We start from the raw sequence: 14,738 nt of genomic DNA, 5'->3' as shown, positions 1-14,738 counted from the left end.
GAACTTTGGGTGAATCTTCATAAAATATGCCTGAAGTAGAAGCTTAATGCTTTTGGGGGGAAACGATATAAAAAACCTCTTTTAAGTCTGGAGGATAGTTCAAGAAAACCTGGGTTAAAGTATACCTTAATTCGAATTAATTACAAGGTTATATATTTTATACCTTGTCGTGTTTTTTTTATTTCATATTCAAATTTCAGAACTCTTAAATTCCATAAAGTCAAAGTTTGTGTTGCCGTAACTCTATCATTTTCGCTTCTTACTATTAGCTTGTCTCTAAAGGATTTAATGAATTTAGTCCATAGTTGTCCTTTTGAGTCTTGTAACAAGAAGTAAAATCCGCTATCTCCAATTTTTTGCCCTGCGGACTCTAATATGAGTTCTCCGTTTTTTCCAATTTTAGGAGTTAAAATGACTGTTGCATTTCCGTTAGGCAAAGGAAATATTGCTTTTATACAGGTCTTACCTGATGGAATAGTACAAGTTTCATAAACACCTGAATAGACTACTTGACCTGTCGATTTCAATGCTCGAAGCCAAATTGTTCTTTTGACTTCATCTGTTTTAGAGTCGAGTAATTGAATTATTTCATTTGTTAAACCTGATGAGTCTTCTAGGTTTTGAATTGGAACATTCAATTGTTCTATTCTTTTGCTGAAAATTATTCTTACTAAGAAGCCTAATCCTTTAAATAGTGGATTCCATTTTACTTTTAATTTAAGGTCATAATTAGATGTGTTCTCATAAAAATCAATTACATCTTGAGATAAGGCGTTTATTTCATTTGAAGACAGATTTAACTGGTCGATTGATTCAATTATCCCCTTATCTGGTTTATGGTTATTAATAACCAAATGTTCTTTTTCTGCTAACTGCTTGATGAATTTATTCCCAATACCATTTGTGGCTCCAAATGGACCTAAAAGCCACTTGTGATTTATTTCATCAATTTCATTCCCAAAAGCAATGACCCATTGCTGAGTAATCCAATCTTGTATGCTTTGTTTTTTGTGCGCTATCCCCATTTTTACTGGTATCTCAAATATTGGGAATAAAGTTTGATTGTCCTTTCCATTTTCCAAACTCGGCCAAAGGTTTAAATCTTAATGTGGTGAACTCAAAATGAAAGTTCTTCCTTTCTCTTTCTTTCATTGCCGCGGAATGTCTTTTAGGCTTGTCGACCGCACTATGACCATGAACCATATCCGTCATTTCTTTTTCCGTTTTCCAAATTGAAAATGTTGATACAGTATTCGGAAACTTTACTGATGCCAATGAAAGAGTAGTTCCAGGATGGTCTCTTACTAGTTTTTCTACAGGCCTTCCCCAATGGATAAATCTGGGTACTGCCATAGGTTTCATTCTTGCTATTGTTACAGCGACAACTGGAGAATTTGGACTTTCTAATCTGTCTTTATATTCTGGTATTTTGAATCCACTAAAGTTTCCCCATTCTCTTATAAAAGACAAACGCACATGCCAGCCTTTTTCTAGAATTCTTCCAAAATTGTCTTGTTCCAAATAGTTTTCAAGGGCAGCTTGATTTTCCCATTGCATAAAAACTGCTATTTGACCTATTAAAACTCTAGAGGGAGAAATAATTGGAGAACCTAGAGTCATTGCCGTCATGTATTCGGAGTGAATGAGTCCCTTGGTGTTTTTGGAAATTGGATTTGAGAATATTCTTTTTGCTGCAACAAAAAAGGGAAATTCGACTAAGTGATATGAAAATATACTCACTTTGATTTTGATTGCATTATTAGTTCTATAGGTTTTTTCAAATCACACATGATGTATGGATAAATTGCTACGTTTATTACTCTTATATAGTGACCAATTTAGACAATTTTGATTGTAACCACGGCATGCACAATCAATTCCCTAATTAAAGTTTACTTGAAATAATGACAGAAATCCCAACATTACCCTTTAACAGGTATCTTGAAATGTTTAATTATAGGTATGGGAAAATGAACTTTGGGTGTGGCTTCAGAAAGTCCAAATAAAGGTGGGCCTATTGACACACTAGGTGAGATATTCCCTGAAATTATTTTTTAATTTCATGTACAATCATTGCGATACCAATTACAATAAATCCAAAGGCTCCAACATAAATTTTTGAGCTATAACCGAATCGGCTCCCCACATTCTTCGATTGATCTTTCATTAAAAGCAAAATCAGAATTCCCAGAAATATAAACAAAATACCTAATAAAATATCAACCATTTTTTTGATGAATGCCCAATTATGGGTATAATATTCAGGTTATTTGGGTGCGCAAGCGTCTAAATTAGCCTATAAAATTGTGAAATTCAAATCCGCAAGGACGCTACCCGAAATGACCGAAATTAAACAGTACATTTTGCCGACTGGTACTTATTTAATTGATGTTGCGTGGAAAGTCCAAATAAACCTGCGTTTAAATACCCTGAATCTTCTAATAACAGTAAGTTTTCAACGTTTATCACCTTGATTTTTTTGATCCAAAATAATTATTATTTCGCCTCAATTCTGTGTTGTGTGTAGACTTTTACTATTTCCAAAATTTCCATTTCGGTTTCTTTTTTATGGGTTTTTCTTGTATTTCAAGTCTATTTTTCATTTCTAAATTCGGATTTCTATCCAACATTTCTCTCCAACTTCCGCCTTCAATTTTTTTAGTTTTAATGTTTAGTGAGAAGTCACTCCATTCTTGTAATGAGTCTGTTGGGTTATATGATAATCCGCTTAAAACTCCATTCTCATAAGTTAAATCTTTAAATCCGTCCCAAGAAATTCGTTCGCTTGTCCATATCTCTCCATTTGTGTTATCCAACATTTGAACTCCAATTTGGTCAACACAAATTAGATTTCCATTTTCCGCTTGAAATACATTAGATATTACAAGTCCAAAAGTTATAAGAGGTTTTTCTGAATCGGGATTCATTATGTAGCCAAGTCCACCAGCCAAAACCACTACAATATTTTTCTCTGGAAAATCAAAAATCTTATTCAGTTTTGTCCAACCTGGTTGAAAATTTGCAACCCAATCCGTTCCGTCATTTTTATAAAACCTGACTACAAATCCTTCTTGGTAGAAAGATTCTCCGTTTTGAGTTATAGGAAGATACATTGGTCCGTAAGCTGGAAGTGAATTTAATATTTCATATCTGTCTTTTGTCTTCAATTTCGGTTTTTTTTCAGCTTATACACAACTAGTAGTTCTGAGCAATTTAAACAATTCTTACTCGTAATTGCTTCGAATGGCTGTATATGGAAACAAATTTCTTAACATCCGTATATGAAATCTTATTGGTGGATAAGAGAACATTATTCAATATTGTCATAATTTTAAAGTTCATTTAAAGGAGTGTCTAAAATCCTAAAATAAACGCTCTGCTGGAAATCTTGAAATGTTCAATAATAGGTATGGGAAAATGAACTTTGGGAGGGGTTTCAGAAAATTTACTTAAGTAGAAGCTTAATGCTTTTGGTGGAAAATGATTAAAAAAACCTCTTTTGAGTCTAGGGGATAGTTCAAGAAAGCCTGGATTTTTTTACACCTTAATCCGGATTAACGACTGTCCTGTTTTAAGGAAGCCTACAGACGACCACGCATAAGTAAGATTGGCAACCAAAAACTGCGTAACCTATTGTTCATGTGCAGTTTCAATGCCTGCAAATATAAAAGGGCCTGCAGGGCAATTTATGAGCGGATCGTTGCCAAGGGAAAAAGTAAAAAACTCTCACTGATAGCAATGTGCAATAAATTGTTAAAGCAAGCTTTCGCAATTGCTAAATCAGGGTTGATATATGAGGATAACTACCGGAGTACACTGATGAAAAATTAATGCTTTTTTGCTTGTTTTTTGCCACAGTACTTTGGTGTGAGAGGTGCACCGTGGGCTTACCGCTCACGGCCGCCTACTCGATTACCTGCTGGCTTTTAATTTTTCAATTTTTAATTTCTGCTTTTCAGTCAGTTTAATGTCATACAGGGGAATTGACAACGAAAAGTCAGTTACCTTTTCAAGAGACAGATTATTTATTTTTTCTTTTTTTATTAAATCGGCTAATTTTTGAGTACAAAACCTAAACATATTCGATTCTCCATTTTCATTCGGCTTACACATAAACAAGTCAGAACCATCCCAATAATCATCTTTAAAATAAAAACCTTTTGAATGTGGCTGTATCATAATTCCGATTTTACCCATAATTATTGAGTTTTTGGAATAATCTTGATATCCACATCTTCCAGTTATTATTAGTCCATAATATTTTTGGTCGATAAGTTCATTCTTTTTTGAGTAGATTTTAACGTTATAAGTTTTCCAACCTGTAATTCCATTTGATATAAATAATTCAATTACTCTTTCACTCACAATAAGTGGAAATGCATTAGTTGTCCAAATAACATCATAAAGAGTTTTTCCGCCCATTGAATGTTTAACAGGAACTATTTCAGACACCTCTTTTTCTCCGCGAGAAATTTCGGATTCCGCCAAATCAAAGTTGTCAATTTCTCCTCTAAATGGTCGATTGGAATGTGTTTCTCCAATCAGATATATTTTATCGTAGTTCAGCATTTTTTTAGCTTGCAGGTAATATGTGGATAAACGTACCAGTACGTTTATTTCTCTTATACATTGACTAATTTAAACAATTTGATTATAATGAGGATGAACCTAATAGTTTGATGTTTCCAAAGTTCATTTAAAGTAGTGTCTGAAATCCTAAAATAAACTCTTTGCTGCAATTTTTGAAATGTTCAATAATAGGTATGGGAAAATGAACTTTGGGTGGGTCTTCAGAAAATCCACTAAGGTAGAAGCTTGAAAAACCTCTTTTAAGCCTAAGGGATAGTTCAAACAAACCTGCGTTTAAGTAAACCCAGACAAATTTTCAGTAGTTTCTTAAAATATGACTTATATTAAATTTTTCACGTCTAATTTTTAGGGAAGGTAATAGGTCACTCAAATGGAGTAATATATTTTAAGACAGATATTCTCCCTCTGGTATTTTCTGTTTGCCGTGTTTTATTTATTTCGATCTTATCCATTCTGCATCTTTTCCACGATTGTTGTAGGTCACTATTTTTATAGAATTGTTGCTGACATCATTTCCGAATTCGAACCTTAATTCGGCCTCTTTAATATAGAACATATTTTTACTTTTTGCATATAGCTGGACTTGGGGTAATCTATCATCTGGATTTGTTCCTTCTATGAAGAGTTTTCCATCTTTAAAAGTAACGACTAATTGATGTTCAGCATTGAAAATATACCTACCTGCGTAGGTCTGTAAAACATCTTCCTTTAATTGTATATCATCATTAATAAGCTTTCCGATTGCAAGCTTAGCAATATCGTTGGATAAAACTGTCCAGTCCATATCCTGTTCAAAGGAATTGAAAAGAGTCACTATAAAAACATCCTCATTGGGAAAATAAATTGCGTCGCTCTGATAACCATCTGTCGAGCCGGAATGCTCAATAGTTTTGCTATCACCTATATTTTTTATGAACCAACCATAACCGTATTTTGAATATGTATTATCCGCAAACCTATAGGGCGTAAATGCTTTAGAGATTAGTTCACGGTTTATCAGTTTATTGTTATCAAGAGCTTTTTGCCATTTGAACAAATCCTCTGCGCTTGACATTAATCCGCCAGCTGCATAAATAGTGGTGATGTTCTGTAATGTTGCCTTTTCTAACTTTCCATCAAATCTGGAATATCCTTGTGGTGTATTGGCTATATTTTTGTCGGGGTCAATGTACGATGTGTTATGCAACCCTGCTCTATCTATAATATTTTCTTGTAAATATTGAGCGTAAGTTGTACCTGAGACTTCTTCTAAAATATAACCCAATAGATAATAATTTGAATTGCTGTATTTAAACTGGCTGCCGGGTTTGAACTCCAATGGCTCACCTTTAAAATAATCAACTCCTTGACTAGGAGTATAGTTTGTCCTTTCTTCTGCCGGGTTGGAAATAGTCATATAATCTTTTATACCCGAGGTATGTGTCAATAAGTTTTCAATGGTTATTTTATGGTCATTATAGGGATAATCAAAAATAAATTCTTGAACGCTGTCCTGTAAATGAATTTTGCCTTGTTCTACCAACTGTAAAATAGAGATGGCGGTAAATTGTTTGGTGATAGATCCAATCCTAAAGATCATACTCGGTTCCATTGGAATATTTGATTCCAGATTAGCGGTCCCGAACGCTTTTTTGTAAATGACTTTACCCGATTTTGCCACTAAAACGACACAGCCAGGAGCAATAGCTGGGAATCGTTGTGGAATTAGCTCGTCAAGAGCGGTTATCATTTTCTTATCTTGTTTAGTTTGTCCAAAACAGGTTGTGCAAACCAAAAATAAAAATCCGAAAATGGTAAATAATTTAGTCATATTATAATTTTGGCCAAGGGTCTAATATTAGGGCAAAAGGCGCATGAATAATAGTAGAATTCCTCTTGTATAATTACCAATTTAAACAATTTCTATTACCGGGAAGGCATACAAGATGAATTCAATATAAAAAGTCTATTTAAACTAAGAGCAATATGCTTTTGGTGGAAAACGATAAGAATCCCAAATATAAATAAGCTCTTTTTTTATCCAAATAGATAGTTCAGATAAATCTGGGTTAAAATACACCTTTATTTAAATTAATGACAGTCCTGTTTTTAGGTAAGGCTACACAGGAGATAAAAAATGGGAACAGATGAGTATCATTTAATTTTCAGATTTTTAAAACTTCCATTTGAGTTGTTACCCACCCAAAACCCAATTCTATCGGATGAAGTTGCCGTTAGCCTTCTTACTCGCAATAAAGATTTAACTGAGTTCTTATCCCTTACCAAAATACTATCTTTTTTAACAGTAATCGATATCGAAAACCATTCATCTGGCAATGGTGGATCAACATACTCTGCCTCGAATTCACCTGGCTTTTCATTCCGCAGTCTCTCCCAAGAATAACCTGGTTCAAAAACATATTGGATCCCATGTTTCCTTCTAGGCTCCTGGGAGGATCTAAAATTAAATGGGCGAAAGTAAATGGCCTCATAAGTGGTGTCATTTTGAATATTAAAGGCGATACCTACAAAACTTTTTCCAGGATTATTTTCCCCTTTAATATCCAATATTACCGTACCGGTGTCAAAGGATATGTCTTTTAGTATCGCCATTCCTCCCCCGGGAGCGGCATCCATTTCCAAAGCTTCACCATGAAATAATATGTTGCGGTTAACATTGCTAACGTTATTTTTGGACAGGGCTATTGATTTACTTGAATTACAGCCTACAAGAAAAAGGAGAAATAGGCTACTAAAAATATAACTACTAAATTTAAAACTTGATCTCATAATTTTATCTTTAACCCAAATGTAGAGGCCTGAACATTTAATTCGATAAAATTTAAAAGCCATTATTATACAAACCTGTACAAACTCGTAATCAATAGAAAATGAGTGAATTGAAATCTTCAGCAAAAGACCAGGATATCCAAAATTGTCTTTTCAAAATTGAAGAAAAGCTAGGTTGGGGGGCAAGCAGCGCATGGTCTTCCTATGATTTTGAAAAACTGAGTAATGATATTCTTCAGGTAACGGGCATGAAATTGAGTGTCAATACCCTAAAAAGGGTCTGGGGTAGGCTCAATTATAATTCCACCCCAAGCACTACCACATTGAATATCCTGGCTCAGTACCTTGGGTTCGAGGATTGGCGAGGTTTCATCACAAAAGATGAGAATAAGAAAAATCCCTTCAATCTAAATCGGATAAAGAAACACTATTGGATGGCCGTACCTATTTTAATATTGTTGCCCATGGTCTACATTTTTATGAACGGCATTCCTATAGATCAAAAATTGAACCCATCGGAATTTAGCTTCTCCAGTAAGCAGACCGCTGAAGGTATACCCAACTCCGTCATTTTTGAATATGGTACCCCAGCATCTATCGACCAGACGGATAAATTGGAAATACAGCAGAGCTGGGATGATTCAAAACGGCAGGGGATATCCAATTTAGACAGTATAGCGACCTCCATTTATTACAGTCCCGGTTATTTTATGGCCAAACTTGTAGTCAACGATAGTATAATAAAACAGCACGGTCTTTTGATTACATCTAACGGTTGGCTGGGAATAGTGCAAGACAATGGTGTGCCTAAATATCTGAACGAAAAAGAAATCATGTCTGAACATAGAATAGTAATATCTGATAGCCTGTTGAAAAAGAAAGTCTTCAAAGAAAATCCCAGTCAAACACTTGGAAGACTTTTTTATATCAAGGATTTTCGTAACCTTTATCTCAATGATATCACTATTGATATGGTGGTCGGTAGAAATAGAGACGATTTACAGGGCTGTTACACCGAGGCCCTTACGGTTTATTGCCATGGCCAAGTGATAATTGTACCCTTGGCATCAAAAGGGTGTGTATCGGAGATCAATTTAAGGGTATTGGACCAGCTTGTTTCGGGGAAGACCAATGATCTGTCAAATTTTGGGGTGGATATGAATAAGGATACCAACGTTAGGCTAACTTCATCAAGCGGGAAATTATCAATATTCATTAACGATCGTTTGGCATATTCTACCGAATTAGGATCACCTGAACTGAGAAGCGTTTCGGGAATCCGATATAGTTTTCAAGGCTCAGGAAGTATAAATAAAATCTTAATTAAGAATAAAGAAAAGATTTTTTTGAATAAATAATTATCTGAATAAGAAACCTTAGTAAAATAGTTGGAAAATGGTTTTGCATTCTTCGAATCCTATTTTTGGATAATATTCCGTAGCCAATGGTGCGGAAAGTAATATCAATGCGGTCTCGCCGCCTATTTCCTTTTTAGTCATTTCTATTGATTTTCTACCTACTCCTTCTTTTTGAAATTCTTTTCTAACAGCTAAATTTGATAAATAGCAGGCATAGCAATAATCGGTTAGTGAGCGCGAAATACAAATCAATTAATTGTTTGGCCATACGCTAATTATTAAGTTGGAATTTAAATTTCTATTTCAACACTAATCCTAGAAAATATTATTATTTTCAAAATTTTGAATAAAGGATAAAATGAATAATTGGGACATTGTAACACTTATTCATTTTCTTCCATATGATAAATTTCAAAGCGGTTGGATCACCTTTGTCAAACTAATCAAGAGTTTGAGTACAAATCTTAAGCATTATATTATACATCAAAATCAGAACTTAATGTTACGAATTTACATAACGACAATTTTTCTACTATTTACAATTATAAATACCCGATCTCAAGAAAAAACAAAAGTTCTGTTATTGGCTACTTATCATTTCGGAGGTAATACTAATGATGATTTAAAAGTAACTGGTGACAATATTCTTGGCGATAAAAAACAGAAGGAAATTCATACCGTTATAAAAAAATTAAAAAAATTCAAACCCGAAAAAATTTATGTAGAAAATGAACCCAACCGACAAAAATATTGGGATAGTATTTATTCAGATTTCAAAAGCGGACAGGAAATTCAACTTGCAGATGAAATATTCCAGATAGGAATTAAATTGGCCAAAGAATTAAATTTACGTCATGGAGTAACATGTGTGGATTGGCATGTTAGGCCGGCAAAAACGTTCTTTGAAAAGCAATATGAGGAGTTACTCAAAAACGTGGTTAATTATTACGATGATAATAATATTCCCGATACTGAGCCCAGATCTGCAGATTTAAAAGAAACGCTTAGAAAAATTGACAGCTTTAATAAAATAATACCTGAATTGGAATTGTTGGATGTTTTTCAAGCTCTGAACTCAGAAAAACATTTAGATACAATGTTTTATGCAAGTATATCTTCATCTTTGGACGTAGATAAATACAATATGAATGTTTTCTGGAGCCAGAAAAATATGATAAGAAATGTAAATATCTACCAAAATATCATTAAAGATATTTTAGAGGATGAGCCTAAAAAGGCTGTAATAATTTTCGGATCGAGTCATATCAGAGCTTTGAGAAACTATCTTGAAGTTCATCCAAAAATTAAAATCGTAAATACGGAAGAGTACCTTAAATAAGACATACACCTAACAGCTTTTTAGGATGATAAGCTAAGCGATCCGTGCATCAGGAATCCGCTTACAACATCAAGTAAATTGTCAAAAAACAAAAAAGACCAAGGGCAAACAATGCAATTAAAATTGCAAAGAGTGTATTTGATTGAGGTTTTGTCATTTACAAATGCGCTGTAACTACGGATTATTGAATGTCTGCAAATTTAACTGATTTGAGATCAAATGAACATTTGTACAATTCTGCCAAAGAAAGTCCAAATAATGGTGGGAATAAGTAAACCAAATCTTTTCTTGATACTATTTTCTTCAAAGTTCATCTACAAGCTGGAAAATTAAACCTTCAAACGGTCCGGTTTAAAGGGAGGGGGTCATCTGAAGATTATAAAGAGTCCGGCAATAATCAGCATAAAAATGAGCGCCCATGAATTTACCAGTGCTTTCCAGCTGGCCGAACTATAATCTTTCATCTTAAATGACTCTCTTTTATCTATTTTATAGATCAAGTATGATATACCTAAAATCAGAAAAAATCCGCCAGTAACTAATGGGTATTTATCGATCAGAGTCACTAATTTCTCTTGAATGTTCATCAGTCAGTTATTAGAACAAGTTGGTCTAATGGGCTATAACGGCTCGGCTATAGCAAGTAGGGCAGATGATGAGCCGTTTCATTTCGGGCATGTCCTTAGCCAGAGCTTTTGTATTTTTTTCTTATTTTTTATATTTCAAGAGTCAAATCAAAAGATTTGGAGTACTTTCAAAGCACTACCCGGTCAATGGATTCGAGGCTTACCCCTATTTGTTATAACAATTTTTGTCATTAGTTTTTTGTCCGCACTATATCAAATAACGTTCCTTTTCTTTTTTCTCCGTACTCATTTTCGATATTCATTTCGATGCGGATTTCGTTTTCTTTTTCCTTCAGATTTGTTTTGTATTTAAATCCACCATTGCTTTGGCTAAGCGTGTCAGGATTAATTTTTTGTCCGTTCACAATGCTGTCAAACTTTACAAAATAGTTTTTGTTCAGGTTATACCCGACTATTAAAAGTTCTACTTCAAAATTCGAGTTAGGTTTGTAGGTATTTTTTGGACTGTAAATATCACGGAACGAAATGCTGTCAAATACAAATTTGCTATTTATATCGGCCACAATTTTTTTTAGACTGTCATTTTCTTTTCTTAAACTGTCAATTTTCTTAAGTGAATTTTCCATTTGATTAATATCTGTACAACTGGAAATTATTAAAGTCAGAAGTACAATTATTATAGGTTTTTTCATTTTTTTAAATTAATGGCAAAATAGATATAAGAGTAAAGTTACTCTTATATCTATTGTATGATTACTAATTTAAACAATATCCATTTTAACGACGTAATAAAAAATTAACAACTATACAAAAGTTGGTTTAAAGGAATGTCTGAAATCCCAAAATATACCCTCTCCCAGTAATTTTGAAATGTTTAATAATAGGTAGGAGGAAATGAACTTTGGGTAGATCTTCAGGAATTGTGCCTAAAGTAGAAGCTTAATGCTTTTGGTGGGAAACGTTTTAAAAAACCTCTTTTGAGTCTAGGGTATAGTTCAAACAAACTTGGGTTTAAATACCCGGAATCCCTTCTCAACACAATTTCTTCAAGGTTTATTTATAGGTTGTTGTAGAATCCAATCCATAAGTTCATACTTGTTTATTGCATCCCAAGTTGATTGGGTATTTTTTTTTTGCGATGAATTATCTTCAGGTTGTAAAACAATTAGTTCGGTATTTTTATTTCCTGCCAGCTCCAATTCTGCTAAAAAACTAACCATATCTGTCGCATTATTCTCATATAAGGTTCTTAGTTGATTTGTTAGTTTATATTTTATTGCAGGGTCTATGTACGCTCTAACAGCATAATCTTTGTAAATCTCAATATTTCTATTCTTTTCATCAAAGTAGCTATAGGATGAGAAGTTGTGATAATTTTCTGGATTAGTTTTGGGTGTTCCTCCCAAATACGTTTCTAATAGATAATTTATAAATTTAGGTTCCCAAAGGTCAATTCGGTTAATTCTGATATCTCGTTTATGTTGATACCATTTTCTTGTAAAATCCATTGTGAAATTGCAAGTGACAATACCTTTTATTTTAAGTTGAAATCCGAAATCATTCTCTTTCATAAACTTAATATATCGCATCGCTCTATGTCCAACTAAACTTGCTCCTAAAAAGAAAATGTTTTCATTTGGTAAATTATATTTATTAAAAACCTCTTGAATTATATTATGCGTAGATTTCATAGATGATTTAGAAAAGTAAAAGTCTAAAGGTATTTCGGTTGAAACTGACAATACCGCATAGTTGTTTTCAGAAGCTTGACTATATATCTGCTTTGAGCTAAAATTCTTTTTGTCATACTTTGAATCTTCGAGGAAAATGAGTACACCTTTAGGTTTCTTATTTTCTGAAAGCATTAGAGTATAACCTTTTTGAATAAAAGGCAGAAAGTCATTCTCTCCTATTCCAACTCTTAGACTATCATTTTTTATGGGTTCGTAATATTCAACCATTTTCTGTGAAAAAGATTCCATACTAAAAATAGTTAGGAAGAGTAAGAATAACACCTTAAAAGGTCTTTTCATTATCGTTTTTTTTAATTACGAACAACGTATGGATAAAAGTACCAATACTTTTATTTCTAGCAAATACTGATCAATTTAATCAATTTTATAGTAGCATGACTTTCAGATTTATAAACGATCCCAAAAGTCTATTTTAACGAACTTTCAAATGGTCCAGTTTATAGGTAGGAGGTCATTTATAAACAAGTAGCGAGAATAGGGATGCGAATTTGTCGGATCGAACTTTCTGTTGTTTGGTTTCCTAAGTTACTTTTTTTTGATAAAATCCAAAATTTGCCATAACCGATGTTACGCAAATAATTTATTTGTTATCTTCTTTATATTTCGGGCTTAAATATAAATGCTCGGTATAAACTACTCCTCTCAAACAGCTTAATTCGTAGTGAATATTCTTAAAATCTGATTCACTAGAGACCTCACTATTTAATAAATCAATGCAAAAGGTGATTCCATCTGTGATATGAAAAATTGACCAAAACATATGATCACAAATTTCATTTGTGGTGTTATACTCCAAAGTCATTGAAGCCACTCCAAAATGATCGTATTTTGAGTAGATATCATATAATGAAAAGATTTGTAAGTAATTATAGTCTTTAAGTTGTGCTGAATAATTATCTAATCTTTTCCTTATGATTTTATTTGTTATATCATCGCTTGACTTAAATTTCATCGATTTACTAGGTTTATTGTAATCTATATCAATTTCATCATTAAAAAGGTAATCGAATGTTTTGCGAATTTTATCAACCATTTCGCAAAATTTCTTATGGTTGTAAGTCGGTATTTTCTTATCAGGTTCTGAAATTGTAATAAACCTTCTTATTTGTTCTGAGTAAAGTTTGTCTATTTCATTTTGGTATTTAACTTTTTCAATATCTGCACCTCTCTCTTTCTCAAATTGGAATGTTTTTAAATAAATTATTATTAGTGTGTCCAGTAAATTAGCTCTAAGAATTACTGCAATTGATTGTGCTCGATGAGTTTTAGTGTGGTCAAAATCTTTTGTTAAAATTATTAGAGATTCAAAAGCATAAATATATCTTCTAAAAAGGCTTTGATAAATATTAAAATGTGAACTGTTTTCTTCTATTAATTGAGATCCTTCCTTTATAATATTTTTCAGATGAATTCGGATTTGAATTAATTTGTTTTCGTTTAATTCTGTCAGCATTTAATAGTTATTTGAAATAAATCTCGCGAGATTTTGTTCTTAACCTACGGCTAAACTTATCGGCACCTTTATGTTTTCTACATAATGACCAATTTAACCAATTTTCATTACTATAATATTGTATTCATTTTATTGACTTTCTAAAGTTCATTTAAAGGTGGGTTAAAGTAAACCAAAATGAAACTGTATGTTTCTTGAAATTGTAGGCTTCCCCGAAAATGTAAGGCTACAAAATAAATTGGATTATAGATTTCTTAGCTCAAATTTTATAAAATGAAATCGGTGAACTATTTTCATTTTAACGACCGTTTTTATTCTGCTGTTACAATTTCAATAGTTTGTTTTTTCTCTGGTGGCTTTTTAATTCTGACGTTTATTTTTGTGTAGTTCCATTCGCCATTCAATTTGTCTGCAGAAATATCCAAACTCGCCTTTCCTTTATCTCCCACTATGCGAATGGATGAGTTCACAGTTTTATTGTCATTACTATATTCTAAAAATCCTTCCAATATTGCAAGGTTGTCAATCGGTTTAATTCCGCCAAGTAATTCTGTCACTCTTTTATCAGATTTTACCTTTTCAAGCGCATTTTCGTAAAGTTCGGTATCCGCATATGCCTGAACCAAATCAGTGGTTATTCCGTCCATTCCAGAAGAAAAGAACATTGCAATTACAAACAAGATTATTCCACTTACCGGAACAAGCCATTTCCAATTGGATCCCCACCAACTTTTTTGTTCAATTAAATTGTCATTCATTTTTTAATAATTTTCTAAAATTTTATTTCTTGAACGATTTTGTTAAATAGCGATCAATGTATGGATAAATATGGGTTTAAGTATACCTAAAATATCTTTCCACACCATTTATTAAAGTTCGATTAGAGGT

Annotated in this window: 15 protein-coding genes and 1 pseudogene; 3 read left to right on the top strand and 13 right to left on the bottom strand. The window is 32.9% G+C overall.

What is annotated here, in order from left to right; genetic code table 11:
- Nucleotides 1–140 precede the first annotated feature (140 nt).
- The 4 genes from P162_RS01515 to P162_RS01500 all read right to left on the bottom strand — a co-directional run bounded on the left by P162_RS01515 (nt 141) and on the right by P162_RS01500 (nt 3,167).
- Nucleotides 141–1,082 carry a hypothetical protein gene (locus tag P162_RS01515; protein ID WP_316931578.1) on the bottom strand — a complete coding sequence of 314 codons (942 nt, stop codon included), beginning with the start codon at nt 1,080–1,082 and terminating at the stop codon, nt 141–143.
- Complete coding sequence (locus P162_RS01510) at nt 1,039–1,740, bottom strand: hypothetical protein (RefSeq protein WP_031425427.1); 702 nt, start codon at nt 1,738–1,740, stop codon at nt 1,039–1,041. The genes P162_RS01515 and P162_RS01510 overlap by 44 nt, the downstream gene beginning before the upstream one ends.
- 307 nt (nt 1,741–2,047) lie before the next feature.
- Nucleotides 2,048–2,227: a hypothetical protein gene (locus P162_RS01505; protein ID WP_031425426.1), complete on the bottom strand. Its 180-nt coding sequence runs from the start codon at nt 2,225–2,227 to the stop codon at nt 2,048–2,050.
- A 307-nt stretch (nt 2,228–2,534) separates the two neighbouring features.
- On the bottom strand, nt 2,535–3,167 hold the full coding sequence (locus P162_RS01500; RefSeq protein WP_031425425.1) for a hypothetical protein: 633 nt from the start codon (nt 3,165–3,167) through the stop codon (nt 2,535–2,537).
- Nucleotides 3,168–3,588: 421 nt separating this feature from the next.
- Between P162_RS01500 and P162_RS01495 the strand changes: the two are divergent.
- Nucleotides 3,589–3,831: pseudogene (locus P162_RS01495) on the top strand (IS110 family transposase); the annotation flags it as partial.
- An 81-nt stretch (nt 3,832–3,912) separates the two neighbouring features.
- On the opposite strand, the gene P162_RS01490 reads toward P162_RS01495, so the two are convergent.
- From P162_RS01490 to P162_RS01480, 3 genes are all read right to left on the bottom strand, one after another.
- Complete coding sequence (locus tag P162_RS01490) at nt 3,913–4,569, bottom strand: hypothetical protein (RefSeq protein WP_031425423.1); 657 nt, start codon at nt 4,567–4,569, stop codon at nt 3,913–3,915.
- 454 nt (nt 4,570–5,023) lie between these two features.
- On the bottom strand, nt 5,024–6,400 hold the full coding sequence (locus P162_RS01485; RefSeq protein ID WP_051907728.1) for a serine hydrolase domain-containing protein: 1,377 nt from the start codon (nt 6,398–6,400) through the stop codon (nt 5,024–5,026).
- A gap of 323 nt (nt 6,401–6,723) precedes the next feature.
- The gene (locus tag P162_RS01480; RefSeq protein ID WP_051907727.1) at nt 6,724–7,359 is read right to left on the bottom strand and encodes a hypothetical protein; all 636 of its coding nucleotides are present in this window, start codon (nt 7,357–7,359) and stop codon (nt 6,724–6,726) included.
- Nucleotides 7,360–7,460: 101 nt separating this feature from the next.
- On the opposite strand from P162_RS01480, the gene P162_RS01475 reads away from it, so the two are divergent.
- On the top strand, nt 7,461–8,717 hold the full coding sequence (locus tag P162_RS01475; protein WP_031425420.1) for a hypothetical protein: 1,257 nt from the start codon (nt 7,461–7,463) through the stop codon (nt 8,715–8,717).
- 18 nt (nt 8,718–8,735) lie between these two features.
- Here P162_RS01475 and P162_RS01470 read toward each other — a convergent pair whose 3' ends face one another.
- A complete protein-coding gene (locus P162_RS01470; protein ID WP_206340669.1) occupies nt 8,736–8,969 on the bottom strand; it encodes a GNAT family N-acetyltransferase in 234 nt (77 codons plus the stop codon).
- 247 nt (nt 8,970–9,216) lie between these two features.
- Here P162_RS01470 and P162_RS01465 point away from each other — a divergent pair, with 247 nt between their 5' ends.
- Nucleotides 9,217–10,056: a DUF5694 domain-containing protein gene (locus P162_RS01465; protein ID WP_164076175.1), complete on the top strand. Its 840-nt coding sequence runs from the start codon at nt 9,217–9,219 to the stop codon at nt 10,054–10,056.
- 365 nt (nt 10,057–10,421) lie between these two features.
- Here the strand turns inward: P162_RS01465 and P162_RS01460 are convergent, their stop codons facing one another.
- The 5 genes from P162_RS01460 to P162_RS01440 form a co-directional block, all read right to left on the bottom strand.
- Nucleotides 10,422–10,643: a hypothetical protein gene (locus P162_RS01460; protein ID WP_031425418.1), complete on the bottom strand. Its 222-nt coding sequence runs from the start codon at nt 10,641–10,643 to the stop codon at nt 10,422–10,424.
- Nucleotides 10,644–10,873: 230 nt separating this feature from the next.
- Nucleotides 10,874–11,335, bottom strand: coding sequence for a hypothetical protein (locus P162_RS01455; protein WP_241077717.1), 462 nt, complete (start codon nt 11,333–11,335; stop codon nt 10,874–10,876).
- Between the two features lie 354 nt (nt 11,336–11,689).
- A complete protein-coding gene (locus P162_RS01450) occupies nt 11,690–12,676 on the bottom strand; it encodes a hypothetical protein (protein WP_031425416.1) in 987 nt (328 codons plus the stop codon).
- A gap of 301 nt (nt 12,677–12,977) precedes the next feature.
- Nucleotides 12,978–13,850 carry a hypothetical protein gene (locus P162_RS01445; RefSeq protein WP_031425415.1) on the bottom strand — a complete coding sequence of 291 codons (873 nt, stop codon included), beginning with the start codon at nt 13,848–13,850 and terminating at the stop codon, nt 12,978–12,980.
- Nucleotides 13,851–14,161: 311 nt separating this feature from the next.
- A complete protein-coding gene (locus P162_RS01440; RefSeq protein WP_031425414.1) occupies nt 14,162–14,608 on the bottom strand; it encodes a cytochrome c oxidase assembly factor Coa1 family protein in 447 nt (148 codons plus the stop codon).
- Nucleotides 14,609–14,738 lie beyond the last annotated feature (130 nt).

It is taken from the genome of Flavimarina sp. Hel_I_48 (assembly GCF_000733945.1).
Classification (GTDB): domain Bacteria; phylum Bacteroidota; class Bacteroidia; order Flavobacteriales; family Flavobacteriaceae; genus Leeuwenhoekiella.
The sequence above is the reverse complement of the archived record's forward strand: the minus strand, read 5'-3'. Positions and strand labels throughout refer to the sequence as shown.

Coding starts and splice junctions, on each gene's coding strand:
- P162_RS01505 (WP_031425426.1), bottom strand. CDS start 2,227: ATGGTTGATATTTTATTAGGTATTTTGTTTATATTTCTGGGAATTCTG.
- P162_RS01490 (WP_031425423.1), bottom strand. CDS start 4,569: ATGCTGAACTACGATAAAATATATCTGATTGGAGAAACACATTCCAAT.
- P162_RS01485 (WP_051907728.1), bottom strand. CDS start 6,400: ATGACTAAATTATTTACCATTTTCGGATTTTTATTTTTGGTTTGCACA.
- P162_RS01480 (WP_051907727.1), bottom strand. CDS start 7,359: ATGAGATCAAGTTTTAAATTTAGTAGTTATATTTTTAGTAGCCTATTT.
- P162_RS01475 (WP_031425420.1), top strand. CDS start 7,461: ATGAGTGAATTGAAATCTTCAGCAAAAGACCAGGATATCCAAAATTGT.
- P162_RS01465 (WP_164076175.1), top strand. CDS start 9,217: ATGTTACGAATTTACATAACGACAATTTTTCTACTATTTACAATTATA.
- P162_RS01460 (WP_031425418.1), bottom strand. CDS start 10,643: ATGAACATTCAAGAGAAATTAGTGACTCTGATCGATAAATACCCATTA.
- P162_RS01455 (WP_241077717.1), bottom strand. CDS start 11,335: ATGAAAAAACCTATAATAATTGTACTTCTGACTTTAATAATTTCCAGT.
- P162_RS01450 (WP_031425416.1), bottom strand. CDS start 12,676: ATGAAAAGACCTTTTAAGGTGTTATTCTTACTCTTCCTAACTATTTTT.
- P162_RS01445 (WP_031425415.1), bottom strand. CDS start 13,850: ATGCTGACAGAATTAAACGAAAACAAATTAATTCAAATCCGAATTCAT.
- P162_RS01440 (WP_031425414.1), bottom strand. CDS start 14,608: ATGAATGACAATTTAATTGAACAAAAAAGTTGGTGGGGATCCAATTGG.